This window comes from Microbacterium sp. 69-7 (assembly GCF_001897985.1).
Taxonomy (GTDB): Bacteria; Actinomycetota; Actinomycetes; order Actinomycetales; family Microbacteriaceae; genus Microbacterium; species Microbacterium laevaniformans.
Genome location: NZ_MKRU01000035.1, coordinates 1 through 13,886 on the forward strand (window position 1 = coordinate 1; position 13,886 = coordinate 13,886).

Consider the following 13,886-nt stretch of genomic DNA (forward strand, 5'->3'; position numbering starts at 1 on the left):
TACCGCAACCGCCACAACTACCGCCTCCGCATGCTCCTCGCCGCCGGCGGACTCACCCCATGACCCCCACCGAATGTCCGAAGAGCCCACAATGTGACCTACCTCGCCTATCCGATCCGCGCCGGCGTCGGCGACAAGTTCGCCAACTCGCAGCTGATCGCCACCTACCTCACCGCGATCCGTGTGTTCGAGGCCGAGCGCGCGCCGGCCGGCTCGACGAACGCCGCCGCCGAGACCGGTGACTGGTTCATCCTCGAGCAGCTGTTCACGACGCAGGCGGCCGACGGCACCACGACCCAGGAGTGGATGAACCGCGCGAGCGCCGCCGACGCCACCCTGCGTCTGCAGCAGTGGCTGAGCGACGACGGCTACACCGCGGACGACATCGCGCGGATCGTCGCCCTCACCGGATCGCCGGAGGTTGCGGCATCCCTCCAGCACGCACGCGACGTCGTCGAGAACGAGATCCGGACCGTATCGATCCCGTCGCTGATCGCCGGTGGAGGGCTTCACGCCGGGCTCGTCGACGTCGACACCCTGCGGGGCCTCGGCTGAGCCGCCGCCACCCTGTGCGAGAATCGAGGAACACGGCGGCGCAGGTCCGCCAGGCCCTGGGAAGGGCATCAGGAAGCAGGAGTGTCGGTGGCGGATAAGACGCGGGGGACGAAGAAGGCCCTCTCGGAGGACGTGCCCATCGGTCCCACCGGTCGGCCGTACCAGGGCTTCCCGACCCCGCCGCCGCTGTCGGCGCACGGCCCCGCGCGCATCATCGCCCTCTGCAACCAGAAGGGCGGCGTCGGCAAGACGACGACCACGATCAACCTGGCCGCCTCGCTCGCCCAGTACGGGCGTCGCGTGCTCGCCATCGACTTCGACCCCCAGGGTGCGCTGTCGGCGGGCCTGGGCATCCAGACCCACGACATCCCCACGATCTACGACCTGCTCCTGGACACGAAGCGCGATCCGCACGAGACGATCGTGCACACCTCGGTCGAGGGTCTCGATGTCATCCCGGCCAACATCGACCTGTCGGCGGCGGAGGTGCACCTCGTCAACGAGGTCGCCCGCGAGACGATCCTCGCGCGCGTGCTGCGCAAGGTCGCGGGGGAGTACGACGTCATCCTCATCGACTGCCAGCCGTCGCTGGGACTGCTCACGGTCAACGCCCTCACGGCGAGCCATGGTGTGCTCATCCCGCTGGAGTGCGAGTTCTTCGCCCTGCGCGGCGTCGCGCTGCTCATCGAGACGATCGACAAGGTGCGCGACCGGCTCAACCCGGCGATCGAGCTGGACGGTGTGCTCGCGACGATGTACGACCCGCGGACGCTCCACTCGCGCGAGGTGCTCGAGCGGGTCGTGGAAGCGTTCGGCGACGACGTCCTGGAGACGGTGATCGGGCGCACGGTGAAGTTCCCGGACGCGTCGGTGTCGGGCGTTCCCATCACCACGTTCGCCCCGGAGCACGCCGCCGCCCAGGCCTACCTGCGCCTCGCGCGGGAGCTGGTGGCTCGTGGCGCCGTCGCCTGAGGACCCCGAGGTCATCACCGCCGAGACTCCGACCGCCCCGGAGGGCGAGCCGACCGGGTTCCGGGTCTCGCTGGGCAACTTCGACGGTCCGTTCGATCTGCTGCTGACGTTGCTCGGCACGCACGAGTTGGACATCACCGAGATCTCGCTCAGCAAAGTCACCGACGAGTTCATCTCGTACCTGAAGGGCCTCGAATCCGACGACGAGCTCGACCAGGCATCCGAGTTCCTCGTCGTCGCCGCGACCCTGCTGGACATGAAGGTCGCGGGCCTGCTGCCGCAGGGCGAGCTGGTGGATGCCGAGTCCGTCGCCCTGCTGGAGGCGCGCGACCTGCTGTTCGCGCGGCTGCTGCAGTATCGGGCGTTCAAAGAGGTGTCGGCCTGGTTCGAACGGAGCCTGCGTCGCGAAGACCGGCGGCACGTGCGTGCGGTGCGCCTCGACGAGAAGTACCGTCGTGCCGTTCCGGAGCTCGTCTGGACGCTGTCCAAGGAGGACTTCGCAGCCCTCGCGATGCTCGCCTTCGCACCGAAGGAGATTCCGCACGTCGGACTCGACCACCTCCACGCGCCGCTCGTGTCCATCCGCGAGCAGGCCGCGATCGTCGTGACGCTGCTGCGCGACGCGGGAACCCTCAACTTCCGGGAGCTCGTCGCCGGGGTCGCACAGACCGGCGTCGTCGTCGCCCGCTTCCTCGCGGTGCTCGAGCTCTACCGTCACGCCGCCCTCTCGTTCGAGCAGCTCGAGCCGCTCGGCGAGCTGACCCTGCGCTGGACCGCCGAGCGGTGGTCCGAAGAGAACCTCGCCACCTTGGGAGCCGACTATGACCACTGAGACCGACAGCGACACCGCCCCACCGGTGCGCTCGCCGGCGCCCGCTGACGTCGCGCGCCGCATCGAGGCCATCCTGCTGATCGTCGACGAGCCGCAGAGCCTCGTCGCCCTCGCCGCCGCCGTCGGCGCCCCGGTGCCGGCCGTGCGTCAGGCCGTCGAGGGACTCGTCGCCGACTACGACGGCGAGACGGGCGGCCCTCGCCGCGGCTTCGAGCTTCGCGAAGTGGGTGGCGGCTGGCGGCTGTACGTGCGCGATGAGCACGACGACCTCATCGCCGAGTACGTCGGCGGCCAGGCCCCGTCGCGCCTGTCACAGGCGGCGCTGGAAACGCTCGCGGTGATCGCGTACAAGCAGCCGGTGACCCGCAGTCAGGTCGCCTCGATCCACGCCGTGAACGTCGACTCGGTGGTGCGCACGCTGCTTGCGCGCGGTCTCATCACCGAGCTGTTCACCGACCCCGAGACCGGGGCGATCAACTACGGCACGACCGATGCGCTGCTGGTGAACCTGGGCATCAACTCCCTCGACGAGCTGCCGCACATCTCGCCGCTGCTCGACGACGGCTCGGACGGTTTCGACGCGGAGGTGCTGCGATGACGAACACAGCGGATGCCGAGGGCGTGCGCCTGCAGAAGGTGCTCGCCAACGCGGGGGTGGCCTCGCGCCGCGTCTGCGAGCAGTACATCGTCGAAGGCCGCATCCGGGTGAACGGAGAGGTCGTCACCGAGCTCGGGCGCCGCATCGACCCGGCATCCGACCTCGTCGACGTGGACGGCACGGCGATCCAACTCGACACCACCAAGCGCTACGTCATGCTCAACAAGCCGACCGGCGTCGTCTCGTCGATGAAGGACGAGCAGGGCCGCCCCGACCTGCGCCGTTTCACGAAGGACTGGGACGAGCGGCTCTACAACGTCGGCCGGCTGGATGCCGAGACCTCGGGACTGCTCGTGCTGACCAACGACGGCGAGCTCGCCCATGTGCTGGCGCACCCCTCGTTCGGGGTGACGAAGGTCTACATCGCGAAGGTCACCGGTCGCGTGACGGCCCAGACGATCGCGCAGCTGACGACGGGCGTCGACCTGGAGGACGGACCCATCGCAGCCGACAAGGCGCGCCTGCTTGACACCTCCGGCGGCACCTCGCTGGTCGAGCTCACGCTGCACTCCGGGCGCAACCGCATCGTCCGGCGCATGATGGCGGCCGTGGGCCACCCCGTCGTCGACCTCGTGCGGCGTCAGTTCGGGCCGCTGCACCTGGGAACCCTCCCGGCGGGGCGGGCCCGCGAGTTGACTACAGTGGAACGCGGCGCGCTGCTCACCGTGGCGCGCCAGGCGGCGCCCACGCCGCCCGGGGACAGCTGAGGCGGAAGAACAGTGACCGAACAGGCCGTTGCCGATGCACGCGCGCGTGCGGCTCGCACCTCCGGCACGGTCCGGATCGTCGGTGCCGGGCTGCTCGGTGCCAGCATCGGCCATGCGTTGCGCGCGATCGGCGTCGACGTCGCGCTCGCCGACGCGTCGCCCGCGCAACTGCGGCTCGCCGTCGACTACGGCGCGGGTCGCGCGGCCGCCGACGGTGACCGCCCGCTGCTCGTGGTCGTCGCCGTCCCGCCGGACGTCGTCGCCGACGTCGTCGAGCGCGAACTGGCCGCGTTCCCGGATGCCGTCGTCACCGATGTCGCGAGCGTGAAGCTCGATCCGCTCCGCGAACTGCGCCGACGCGGCGTCGACCTCACGCACTACATCGGCTCGCATCCGATGGCCGGGCGCGAGCGCGGCGGCGCCATCTCGGCGCGCGCCGACATCTTCGTGGGCCGCCCCTGGGTCGTGTGCCGCGACGAGGAGACCCCGGCATCCGATCTCGCACTCGTCGAAGGGCTCGCGCTCGACCTCGGCGCGACGCCCATCGAGATGACGCCCGACGAGCACGACCGCGCGGTCGCGCTCGTGTCGCACGTGCCGCAGCTGGTGGCGTCGCTGCTCGCGGGCCGGTTCGTCGACGCGCCCGACGGCTCGCTGCGGCTGGCCGGACAGGGCGTGCGCGACACGACCCGTATCGCGGCCTCCGCGCCGGAGCTGTGGGTGCAGATCCTCGGTGCGAACTCCGCCCCCGTCGTCGACGTGCTCGACGCTCTCTCCGACGACCTGCGTGCCGTCGCGGACGCCCTGCGCGCCCCCGAGGCCCCCGGCGCGCGCCGCGCCGTCGCCGACACCATCCGCCGCGGCAACGACGGTGTGGAGCGCCTGCCCGGCAAGCACGGGCAGAACCGCCGGTACGAGAGCCTCGTCGTCATGGTCGACGACACGCCGGGTCAGCTCGGCCGCCTGTTCGGCGAGCTCGGGGAGCTGGGGGTCAACGTCGAAGACCTGCGCCTGGAGCATTCGCCCGGTGCGCAGTTCGGTCTGGCCGAGATCAGTGTCGACCCGACGATCCTCCGTCACGCCGAGGACGGCCTGACGGCGCGCGGCTGGAAGATCGCGAGCCTGCCCTCATGACCGTCACGATCGCCATCGACGGGCCCGCGGGCTCGGGCAAGTCCAGCGTGTCCAAGCAGGTGGCGCGCGCCCTCGGCTACGGCTACCTCGACACCGGCGCCGCCTACCGAGCCCTCGCATGGCACGTGCTGGCGCGGGGCGCCGGTGCCGCATCCGACACGGCGGACGAGGCGGTCGTGGTGGCCGCGGCATCCGACTTCCCCTACGCCATCTCGCTCGACCCCGACGACTACTGGGTGCGGGTGGGGGAGACCGACGTCACCGCCGCGATCCGCGAGCCGCGGGTGACCGCCGCCGTCAGCGGCGTCGCCCGCGTTCCCGCCGTGCGTGCGCAGGTCAACGAGCTGTTCCGCCGGCTCGTCCGCAACTCGGGCCGGCCCGGGGTCGTCGTGGAAGGCCGCGACATCACCACCGTTGTCGCCCCCGACGCGCCGGTGCGGATCCTCCTCACCGCCGCACCCGAGGTGCGCGCCGCCCGGCGCAGCGCCGAGCTGTCCGGCGAGGATGCCGATGCCGTCGCCGCGGCACTTCACCGCCGGGATGCCGCCGACAGCACCGTCGTCGACTTCCTCACCGCCGCCGACGGCGTCACGGTCGTCGATTCGACCGAACTCGATTTCGCTCAGACCGTGGAGGCCGTCCTCGACGTGATCTCTGCGACTGACCCCACCCCACAGGAGAACCACGATGGCCGCTGAAGACGAGTACGAGGCCGGTCCCGACCAGATCGAGGAGAAGCTCGCGAACCTCGACGAGGAACTCGCGGAACAGCGGGCGGCGGCGCTGCGCGCCTCGCTCGCCGATTACGACCTGGATGATGAGGACGACGACCTGCTCGCGGGCTTCACCGCCGGCGGCGAGGTCGTCGAGATGCTGCCCGCGCTGCCCGTCGTTGCGATCGTCGGACGGCCGAACGTCGGCAAGTCGGCGCTCGTGAACCGCATCCTCGGCCGCCGCGAAGCGGTCGTCGAAGACACCCCGGGCGTGACGCGGGACCGCGTCACCTACAAGGCCGAGTGGATGGACCGCCGTTTCTCGCTCGTCGACACCGGCGGGTGGGAGCCCGACGCCCGCGGCATCGACCGCTCCGTCGCCGCGCAGGCAGAGGTCGCCATCGACCTCTGCGACGTCGTGCTGTTCGTCGTCGACGCCATGGTCGGCGCCACCGCGACCGACGAGGCCGTCGTGAAGCTGCTGCGCACGACCAAGAAGCCCGTCTTCCTCGTCGCCAACAAGATCGACGACGCCCGCCAGGAGCCCGAGGCTGCGGCGCTGTGGAACCTGGGCCTGGGCGAGCCGCACCCCGTGTCGGCCATTCACGGTCGCGGGGTCGCCGACCTGCTCGACGAGGTCATGAAGGTACTCCCGGAGGTCTCGGCCGTCGCCAAGGGCGAGCTCGGCGGCCCGCGTCGCGTCGCGATCCTCGGCCGCCCGAACGTCGGCAAGTCCTCGCTGCTGAACAAGGCCGCCGGTGAGGAGCGCGTCGTCGTCAACGAGCTCGCCGGCACCACCCGCGACCCGGTGGACGAGATCGTCGAGCTCGGCGGCAAGCTGTGGCGCTTCGTCGACACCGCCGGCATCCGCCGCCGTGTGCACCTGCAGCAGGGCGCCGACTTCTACGCGTCGCTTCGCACCTCCGCCGCGCTCGAGAAGGCCGAAGTGGCCGTCGTCGTGCTCGACGTCTCGCAGTCGATCAGCGTGCAGGACCTCAACATCATCGACCTGGTGCTCGAGTCGGGCCGTGCGCTCGTGCTCGCCTTCAACAAGTGGGACCGCCTGAACGACGACGACATGGAGAACTCCGACCGGCGCCGCTACCTCGAGCGCGAGATCGAGCAGGACCTCGCACACGTCGCGTGGGCTCCGCGCGTGAACATCTCCGCGCGCACCGGTCGTCACCTCGACAAGCTCGTCCCGGCGCTGGAGACGGCGCTGGAGTCGTGGGATCAGCGCATTCCGACCGGAAAGTTCAACGCGTTCCTCGCCGAGCTCATCGCGGAGCACCCGCATCCGCTGCGCGGAGGCAAGCAGCCGCGCATCCTGTTCGGCACGCAGGCGGGCACCCGTCCGCCGACGTTCGTGCTGTTCACCACCGGATTCCTCGACCCGGGCTACCGCCGGTTCATCCAGCGGCGCCTGCGCGAGATCTTCGGCTTCGAGGGCACCCCGATCGTCGTCAACATGCGGGTGCGCGAGCGTCGCCAGCGCTGAGTCCCGCTGTCGCCGTGGCGGGCCGTCTGTGGTGCCGGCGCGGGCTGTGGCGGCGGCGCGCCGCTGACCGAACTGCAAGGCCTCTGCGCCGACACGCGGTGTGATGCGCGGATGCAGCGGCGTGTCGCCCCGCATCCCTTGCAGTTCGGGTGGGTGGGTGGCCGGCCGGGCCGCGCGCCGAGCGGGCTCGGCCGAGCCGGCTGGTCTGTCGGCTCGCGGGGGGTTGGTCACGCCAGGTGCTTCGTCCCGGTCGTCGAGCGAATGGCGCCGGCCGGTGTCACCCGAACTGCAAGGCCTCAGCGCCGACATGCGGTGTGGTGCGCGGATGCCGCGGCGTGTCGCCCCGCATCCCTTGCAGTTCGGGTGGGTGGGCGGCCGGGCGGAGGGCTTGTAGTTCGGGCAGTGGCCAGCGCGACGGCGCCACGCGCGCTCGCCCCGGTCCCGGTCGTTGAGCGAGCGGCGCAGCCGCGAGTCGACACGCGCCGGCGTCAGCGGATGACCAGCGAGCGGAACCGCTCCACCGGCAGGTCGTCCAAGCGCAGGGGAGCAGCCTCGGCATCCGTCGTGCTCACGCGGGGCAGCGGCTGTCGCGCTCCCGTCTCGCGGAACCGCTGCACGGCCCACGTGTCGACGCCCGCGTCGGCGAGACGGCATCCGAGCTCGCGGAGTGCCGCGTCGTCGATCGCCGCCGGGTGCACGGTCGTGCGCACCTCGTAGTCGAGCGGGTGATCCGACCCCGCGCGCAGCAGCCGGTTGCCGAGCACGAGCTCCAACGATCGCCACGCATGGGCTCCACTGGGAGCGCGACCGGTGACGTTGGCGTAGTCGTCGGGCGTGGCTTTGATGTCCAGGCCCACCCAGTCGACGAACGGCAGCGCCTGGGCCAGCAGCCCCGGGTAGGCGCCCGCGGTGTGCAGGCCCACGCGGAAGCCGAGCGAGCGCACCATCTGCATCGCCGGAACGAGTGCGTGCTGCAGCGTGGGCTCGCCGCCGGAGAACACGACGCCGTCGAGCAGCCCCATCCGGTCGCACAGCAGATCGGTGACGTCCGCCCACGACACCGCGCCCTCGGCCCGCGGATCGATGAGCGCGGGATTGTGGCAGTAGAAGCAGCTCCACGGGCAGCCTTGCAGGAAGACCGTCGCGGTCATCATGTCGGGCCAGTCCACGGTCGAGAACGGCGTGACCCCCGCAATGTTCAGTTCACAGGCTGCAGCGGTGCGGACCATGTCGCCTCCTCGGCGGGAAGGGCAGCGGAGAAGTACTCCCGCTCTTCAGCTTCGCCCTTCTTGCCGACGTTGAAGCTGGCGATCGGCCGGAAGTAACCCATCACGCGGGTCCACACCTCGCACGCGGCGCCGCAGTCGGGGCACTGCTCGTGGTGGCCGGACCGGTAGCCGTGACGGGGACAGATCGAGAAGGTCGGCGTCACCGTGATGTACGGCAGCCGGAAGCGCGACAGTGATCGGCGGACGAGTTCGCGGCAGGCCTCGGCGGACGGCATCGCTTCTCCCATGTAGAGGTGCAGCACCGTTCCGCCGGTGTACTTCGCCTGCAGCGCCTCTTGCATCTGCATGGCGAGGAAGGGGTCGCTCGTGTAGCCGACGGGCAGCTGCGACGAGTTCGTGTAGTACGGGTTGTCGGCGGTGCCGGCGTGGCGGATGCCGGGAAGCCGCGCGATGTCTTCCTTCGCGAACCGGTAGGTGGTTCCTTCGGCGGGCGTCGCCTCGAGGTTGAACATGTGCCCGGTCTGCTCCTGGAACTCGACCATGCGCTCGCGGACGTGGTCGAGCAGGCGCGTCGCCAGGCTCATGCCGCGTGCGGTGGTGATGTCGTCGGCGTCGCGCGTGAAGTTGCGGACGTACTCGTTGAGGCCGTTGACGCCGATGGTCGAGAAGTGGTTGTCGAGCGTACCGAGGTAGCGCTGCGTGTAGGGGAAGAGGCCGCCGTCGAGGTGGTGGGCGATGACGGCGCGCTTGGCGACGAGGCTGTCTCGAGCGATCTCGAGAAGCTCGTCGAGGCGGGCGATGACGGCATCCTCGTCGCCGGAGTGCACGAACCCGAGGCGCGCGCAGTTGACGGTCACGACGCCGATCGACCCGGTCTGCTCGGCCGAGCCGAAAAGCCCGTTGCCGCGCTTGAGCAGTTCGGTGAGGTCGAGCTGCAGGCGGCAGCACATCGAGCGGATCATGTGCGGGTCGAGGTCGGAGGTCACGAAGTTCTGGAAGTAGGGCAGGCCGTACTTCGCCGTCATCCCGAAGAGGGCGTCGGTGTTGGCGCCGTGCCAGTCGAAGTCCTTCGTGATGTTGTACGTGGGGATGGGGAACGTGAAGGCGCGCCCGTCCTGGTCACCATCGGTCATCACGTCGATGAAGGCGCGGTTGATGACGGCCATCTCCTCGGCCAGGTCGCCGTACGCGAACACCTGCACCTGACCGCCGACGAGGGGGTGCTGATCGGCGAGGTCGTCGGGGCACACCCAGTCGAACGTCAGGTTGGTGAACGGGGTCTGCGTGCCCCAGCGCGAGGGCACGTTGAGGTTGAAGATGAACTCCTGCATCGCCTGGCGCACCTCGTCGTAGCTCAGGTCGTCGATGCGCACGTAGGGGGCGAGGTAGGTGTCGAACGAGCTGAACGCCTGCGCGCCGGCCCACTCGTTCTGCAGCGTTCCCAGGAAGTTGACGAGCTGGCCGAGCGCGCTGGAGAAGTGGCGGGGCGGAGCGGAAGCGATCTTTCCGGGCACGCCGTTGAAGCCCTGTTCGAGCACCATCCGCAGCGACCACCCGGCGCAGTAGCCGGCGAAGACGTCGAGGTCGTGGATGTGGAGGTCGCCTTCGCGGTGCGCGGTGCCCGCCTCGGGCGCGTAGACCTCGTCGAGCCAGTAGTTGGCGATGAGCTTTCCCGCCGCGTTCAGGATCATGCCGCCCAGCGAGTATCCCTGGTTCGCGTTTGCGTTGACCCGCCAGTCCGCGCGGGCAAGGTACTCATCGATGGTCTCGGCGACGGAGACGGAACGGGGGGAGGTCATGATGATCCTGCCTTCGATATGTAGGGAGGTGAGGTTGGTCTGACCACAATATGTGGGGGTCCGAATTGCTGTCTCGCCCAGATATGGGCGTGTCGCGGAGTCATGCGCCGTGCAAAAACGCGCCTCGCTGCTCTCGCTTGCACCGCGGTGTGACAGGCTGGGCGGGTGACGATCGTGTCTCCCGCCCCCGGAGAGCCGCGCCGCCCCGATGGGCCGCGCGATCCCGGTGATGCCTGGGTGATCGCAGACGACGGCACGAAGTACTGGGGTCGCTTCGGCGCGGCAGGTCTTCTCGCGTTCGACCCCGAGCGCGGGGTGCTGCTGCAGCATCGCGTGGCGTGGAGCCACTTCGGCGACACGTGGGGGCTGCCGGGTGGTGCGCGCCATCAGGACGAGTCTGCGTGCGAGGGAGCGTTGCGGGAGTCGGCTGAAGAGGCGGGAGTGCCGGCATCCGCTGTCCGGCCCCGGCTGATCAGCCTGTACGACGTCGGCGTGTGGAGCTACGCGACCGTTGTCGCGGATGTCATCGAGCCGTTCCAGGCGGTCATCAGCGATCCGGAGAGCCGTGAGCTGGCGTGGGTGCCGGTGGATGCCGTCGACTCGTATCCGCTGCATCCCGGCTTCGCCGCGTCGTGGCCGCTGTTGCGGTCGCTGCTTCAGGTGCACCCGGTCGTGGTGGTGGACGCGGCGAACGTGGTCGGTTCGGTGCCCGATGGCTGGTGGAAGGATCGGGCCGGTGCGACCGCACGGCTGCTGGAGCGGCTGCGCGTACGGGCGGTGCGAGGGATGGATGCCGGGCGGCTGGATCTTCGCGCGGATGTGTGGTTTCCCGAGGTGCGCGTCGTGGTCGAGGGGCAGGCGCGGGCTGTCGAGGAGGTTCCGGGCGTCGCGGTGGTGCGCGCGGACGCTGAGGGTGACGACGCGATCGTCGCGGAAGTGGCCGCGCTCACTGCTGCGGGGCGGCGTGTGGTCGTGGTAACGAGCGATCGGGAACTGCGGGCGCGCGTGGGCGCGCTCGGTGCGGCGGCGCACGGGCCGTCGTGGCTCGACCTCGACTGAGGTCGCCGGGCGGTCAGTCGTCGTCGGTCGCGTAGCCGGTGACAGCGTCGCGTCCGCGCAGCCGATCGATGTCGCGGCGCTCGCGTTTGGTGGGCCTTCCTGCGCCGCGGTCGCGGACGGCGAGCAGCGCCACGCGCTCGCGTGGCGGCGTGCGGTCTTCGGCGGCGAGGGCGGCGATCGGCGCTCCCACACGTTTCGTCAGCAGTTGTCGCACGACCAGCATCCGGTCGAAGCCGGCGATGCGTACGCGGATCTCATCGCCGATGCGCACGGGTTGTGAGGCTTTCGCCTTCTCTCCGCCGATGCGCACGTGGCCGGCGCGGCATGCCGTGGTTGCGGCGGAACGGGTCTTGTAAACGCGCACGGCCCACAGCCAGCTGTCGATGCGGACGGACGGCTCGCTCATCCCTCGATTCTGCCGTGTCGATCTCGTGTCCAGTCACGCCACCGTGAGCGAGACGATCGGTCGTGTGGGGCCGGGTCTGGCCACCTCGACGAAGCCCGCGTCGACGAAGCTCGAGAGCGCGCCGTGATAGAGATCGTTCGAGGAGGTCTTGCCGGCGCTGGTGTCGACGGGATAGCCCTCGACGACCCGTGCGCCGTGCGTACGCGCGTGGTCGACGGCGGCGTCGAGCAGGCGCCCCGCCAGACCCTGCCCACGGAACTCCTTCCGGACCACGAAGCACGTGATCGCCCAGACGGACTCGTCGTCGAACGGCTCTGGCGATTGCTGGAAAGCGCGCGTGGCGGCCAGACGCGGCTGATCCGGTCGTGGTGACACCTTGACCCACCCGGCGGCGACGCCGTCGAGGTACGCGATGAGCGCGGAGGCCGGGGAAGTGGCGAGGTCGCCCCGCAGCAGTTCGCGACGCTCGTCGGTCGTGGCGGCTTGGAAGTCCTTGTTGCGCAGCATCCACCACTGGCACCAGCACGAGGCGCCGTCGCCTCCGCCGGTGAGAGCGTGCTCCGCGTCGGCGAAGCGATCGACGGATGCCGGGAGGATCTCGATCTGGCTCATGAGCAGACCGTACTCCTGACTTGCGACACGCGTTCGCGAGTGCTCCACGAAACCGGTAGGATAGGGGAGTTGTCCGCGAGTGGACAGCAGACCGGGATGTGGCGCAGCTTGGTAGCGCACTTGACTGGGGGTTAAGTGGGTTTACCCCGCTCTGGTCGGCCCGAACAACTGAAAATCCATGCCACGGGCTGTGGCGCAGCTTGGTAGCGCACCTGACTGGGGGTCAGGGGGTCGCAGGTTCAAATCCTGTCAGCCCGACGTAAAAGCCCAGGTGAGAGTAGGTTTCTCGCCTGGGCTTCATCATGTCCGGGGGTCGTTCTCTGTGGTCCCCCTCTGGTCCCCCGGCGCTCTCGCCGGTGGTCGCCTGTGGACGAACTGATCGCCCAGAACCCGCGTCCTGTGGATATGGGGACCAAAAGGGGACCAGAACGCTTCCGGGAGCACTCCCGCGGGCGTCGGAGCGCATCACAGGCCCCTGGTCGCGGGGCTGCTGCGCCGGGCGTTCTTGCGTTGTCCGGCGGTGGAGAGGAAGGCGTTGGCCTGCTCGGCGGCGGAGGCGAGGTGGCGGTCGTCGGGGTGGAGATAGCCGCGCGTGGTCTCCATCGAGGCGTGCCCGAGGATGTCTTGCAGTACGTGCAGCGGGATGCCCGCGTCGGCCATCCAGGTTGCCCCGGTGTGGCGTAGGCCGTGCCGGGTGAGGTCGGGCAGTCCGAGCTTCGCGACGATGCCGTCCCAGTTGGTGGCGTCGCGGACGGTCGCGGTGGTGAGATAGCCGCCCTTCGGGCCGACCAGCAACGAGTCCTCGGGCTCCTTCCCGTCGGTGAGGCGTTCGAGCACTGGCCGGAGTGGTTCGAGGATCGGCACGCGGCGTTCTTTGCGGCTCTTGGTCGGTTTTGTAACCAGGCCGCCTTTGCCGGGGAAAACCTGCCGGCGGATCACGACGAGGTTCTTGCCGTAGTCCACGTCCCCGACCTGCAACCCGGAGACCTCCGAGGACCGTGCGGCGAGTAGCGCGGCGAGCATCACGAAGTCGCTGTAGGACTGATGCACCTTGCCGCACGCCCTGGCGAGGCGGTTGAGGGTCTTCATGTCCGGGATTGCGTGCGCCCGTGGGGAGGTGTGTTCGGCGGACTGGCCGCGGAAGGCGTTGCGGTTCAGGCTCCGCTTGGCGCGGTTCTTCGCAGGATTGATCTGGATCAGCCCGTCCCGCACGGCCTCATCGAGCACCCGCACGAGCGGGGCGATGGTGTTCTTGATGGTCGACGCGCCGTGACGCTGCTCCCACTCATCAATGGTGCGGTCGATGATCCCGGCGGTGATCTGGGTGACCGGCAGGTGCCCGAGCGCGGGCAGCACGCGCAGTTTCAGCCCGTACCCGTAGGTCTCGCCGGTGGAGGTCGGGTCCAGGCCCCGCGCCCACCGGTCGCCGATGGAGGTGACGAACTCCAGCAGCGTCATGGACACGTCCATGCCCTTGGTCGATGAGTTGCGGAGCTGGTCGAAGAACGCGTGCGCGGCCGCTTCGTCTCGCACGATTTCCGAGCGGATGACACGCCGCTTGGTGGTCGGGTCGGTCCACCGGGCTCGGGCGCGGATGCCGTAGGAGCGGCGCTCCATGTCTGTGGAGACCTTCACGCCGATCGGCGGGACCGGCTTGGGCTCGGCGGTCGGCTGCGGTTCAGCTCTGCGGGGCACGGTCGTGTTCCAGCTCG

14 protein-coding genes and 1 tRNA gene are annotated in these 13,886 nt (G+C 69.9%); 10 read left to right on the top strand and 5 right to left on the bottom strand.

The window, feature by feature from the left end:
* Positions 1–93 precede the first annotated feature (93 nt).
* From BGN98_RS03425 to der, 8 genes are all read left to right on the top strand, one after another.
* The gene (locus BGN98_RS03425) at positions 94–555 is read left to right on the top strand and encodes a hypothetical protein (RefSeq protein WP_288119574.1); all 462 of its coding nucleotides are present in this window, start codon (positions 94–96) and stop codon (positions 553–555) included.
* Positions 556–642: 87 nt separating this feature from the next.
* Complete coding sequence (locus tag BGN98_RS03430) at positions 643–1,527, top strand: ParA family protein (protein WP_036285194.1); 885 nt, start codon at positions 643–645, stop codon at positions 1,525–1,527.
* On the top strand, positions 1,511–2,359 hold the full coding sequence (locus BGN98_RS03435; protein WP_036285184.1) for a segregation and condensation protein A: 849 nt from the start codon (positions 1,511–1,513) through the stop codon (positions 2,357–2,359). The genes BGN98_RS03430 and BGN98_RS03435 overlap by 17 nt, the downstream gene beginning before the upstream one ends.
* On the top strand, positions 2,349–2,957 hold the full coding sequence (gene scpB / locus BGN98_RS03440; protein ID WP_288119578.1) for an SMC-Scp complex subunit ScpB: 609 nt from the start codon (positions 2,349–2,351) through the stop codon (positions 2,955–2,957). The genes BGN98_RS03435 and scpB overlap by 11 nt, the downstream gene beginning before the upstream one ends.
* The gene (locus BGN98_RS03445) at positions 2,954–3,724 is read left to right on the top strand and encodes a pseudouridine synthase (RefSeq protein ID WP_288119580.1); all 771 of its coding nucleotides are present in this window, start codon (positions 2,954–2,956) and stop codon (positions 3,722–3,724) included. Before scpB ends, BGN98_RS03445 begins: the two co-directional genes overlap by 4 nt.
* 12 nt (positions 3,725–3,736) lie before the next feature.
* Entirely contained in the window at positions 3,737–4,858 is a 1,122-nt protein-coding gene (locus BGN98_RS03450) for a prephenate dehydrogenase (protein WP_288119582.1), read from the top strand.
* Positions 4,855–5,556 carry a (d)CMP kinase gene (cmk, locus tag BGN98_RS03455; protein ID WP_005055158.1) on the top strand — a complete coding sequence of 234 codons (702 nt, stop codon included), beginning with the start codon at positions 4,855–4,857 and terminating at the stop codon, positions 5,554–5,556. Before BGN98_RS03450 ends, cmk begins: the two co-directional genes overlap by 4 nt.
* On the top strand, positions 5,546–7,069 hold the full coding sequence (gene der / locus BGN98_RS03460; RefSeq protein ID WP_005055156.1) for a ribosome biogenesis GTPase Der: 1,524 nt from the start codon (positions 5,546–5,548) through the stop codon (positions 7,067–7,069). Before cmk ends, der begins: the two co-directional genes overlap by 11 nt.
* A gap of 488 nt (positions 7,070–7,557) precedes the next feature.
* Here der and BGN98_RS03465 read toward each other — a convergent pair whose 3' ends face one another.
* Positions 7,558–8,298 carry an anaerobic ribonucleoside-triphosphate reductase activating protein gene (locus tag BGN98_RS03465; RefSeq protein WP_036290972.1) on the bottom strand — a complete coding sequence of 247 codons (741 nt, stop codon included), beginning with the start codon at positions 8,296–8,298 and terminating at the stop codon, positions 7,558–7,560.
* Positions 8,268–10,097 carry a ribonucleoside triphosphate reductase gene (locus BGN98_RS03470; RefSeq protein ID WP_036290970.1) on the bottom strand — a complete coding sequence of 610 codons (1,830 nt, stop codon included), beginning with the start codon at positions 10,095–10,097 and terminating at the stop codon, positions 8,268–8,270. The genes BGN98_RS03465 and BGN98_RS03470 overlap by 31 nt, the downstream gene beginning before the upstream one ends.
* Before the next feature lie 165 nt (positions 10,098–10,262).
* On the opposite strand from BGN98_RS03470, the gene BGN98_RS03475 reads away from it, so the two are divergent.
* Complete coding sequence (locus BGN98_RS03475; RefSeq protein WP_036290967.1) at positions 10,263–11,156, top strand: NUDIX domain-containing protein; 894 nt, start codon at positions 10,263–10,265, stop codon at positions 11,154–11,156.
* Between the two features lie 13 nt (positions 11,157–11,169).
* Here BGN98_RS03475 and BGN98_RS03480 read toward each other — a convergent pair whose 3' ends face one another.
* Together BGN98_RS03480 and BGN98_RS03485 are read right to left on the bottom strand one after the other, a co-directional pair.
* Positions 11,170–11,562 carry an RNA-binding S4 domain-containing protein gene (locus tag BGN98_RS03480; RefSeq protein ID WP_061681273.1) on the bottom strand — a complete coding sequence of 131 codons (393 nt, stop codon included), beginning with the start codon at positions 11,560–11,562 and terminating at the stop codon, positions 11,170–11,172.
* 33 nt (positions 11,563–11,595) lie between these two features.
* Positions 11,596–12,174 (bottom strand): GNAT family N-acetyltransferase, encoded by a 579-nt coding sequence (locus tag BGN98_RS03485; protein WP_061681275.1) that lies wholly within the window; start codon positions 12,172–12,174, stop codon positions 11,596–11,598.
* A gap of 184 nt (positions 12,175–12,358) precedes the next feature.
* On the opposite strand from BGN98_RS03485, the gene BGN98_RS03490 reads away from it, so the two are divergent.
* Positions 12,359–12,432, top strand: a tRNA-Pro gene (locus tag BGN98_RS03490).
* A 207-nt stretch (positions 12,433–12,639) separates the two neighbouring features.
* Here the strand turns inward: BGN98_RS03490 and BGN98_RS03495 are convergent.
* Positions 12,640–13,886, bottom strand: a 1,247-nt coding sequence (locus BGN98_RS03495; protein ID WP_353681699.1) for a tyrosine-type recombinase/integrase, incomplete at its 5' end; no start/stop codon positions are given.

What these genes read in the sequence shown, in the direction of transcription:
- der (WP_005055156.1), top strand. Translation starts at nt 5,546, where the DNA reads ATGGCCGCTGAAGACGAGTACGAGGCCGGTCCCGACCAGATCGAGGAG.
- BGN98_RS03480 (WP_061681273.1), bottom strand. Translation starts at nt 11,562, where the DNA reads ATGAGCGAGCCGTCCGTCCGCATCGACAGCTGGCTGTGGGCCGTGCGC.
- BGN98_RS03465 (WP_036290972.1), bottom strand. Translation starts at nt 8,298, where the DNA reads ATGGTCCGCACCGCTGCAGCCTGTGAACTGAACATTGCGGGGGTCACG.
- scpB (WP_288119578.1), top strand. Translation starts at nt 2,349, where the DNA reads ATGACCACTGAGACCGACAGCGACACCGCCCCACCGGTGCGCTCGCCG.
- BGN98_RS03470 (WP_036290970.1), bottom strand. Translation starts at nt 10,097, where the DNA reads ATGACCTCCCCCCGTTCCGTCTCCGTCGCCGAGACCATCGATGAGTAC.
- BGN98_RS03485 (WP_061681275.1), bottom strand. Translation starts at nt 12,174, where the DNA reads ATGAGCCAGATCGAGATCCTCCCGGCATCCGTCGATCGCTTCGCCGAC.
- BGN98_RS03445 (WP_288119580.1), top strand. Translation starts at nt 2,954, where the DNA reads ATGACGAACACAGCGGATGCCGAGGGCGTGCGCCTGCAGAAGGTGCTC.
- cmk (WP_005055158.1), top strand. Translation starts at nt 4,855, where the DNA reads ATGACCGTCACGATCGCCATCGACGGGCCCGCGGGCTCGGGCAAGTCC.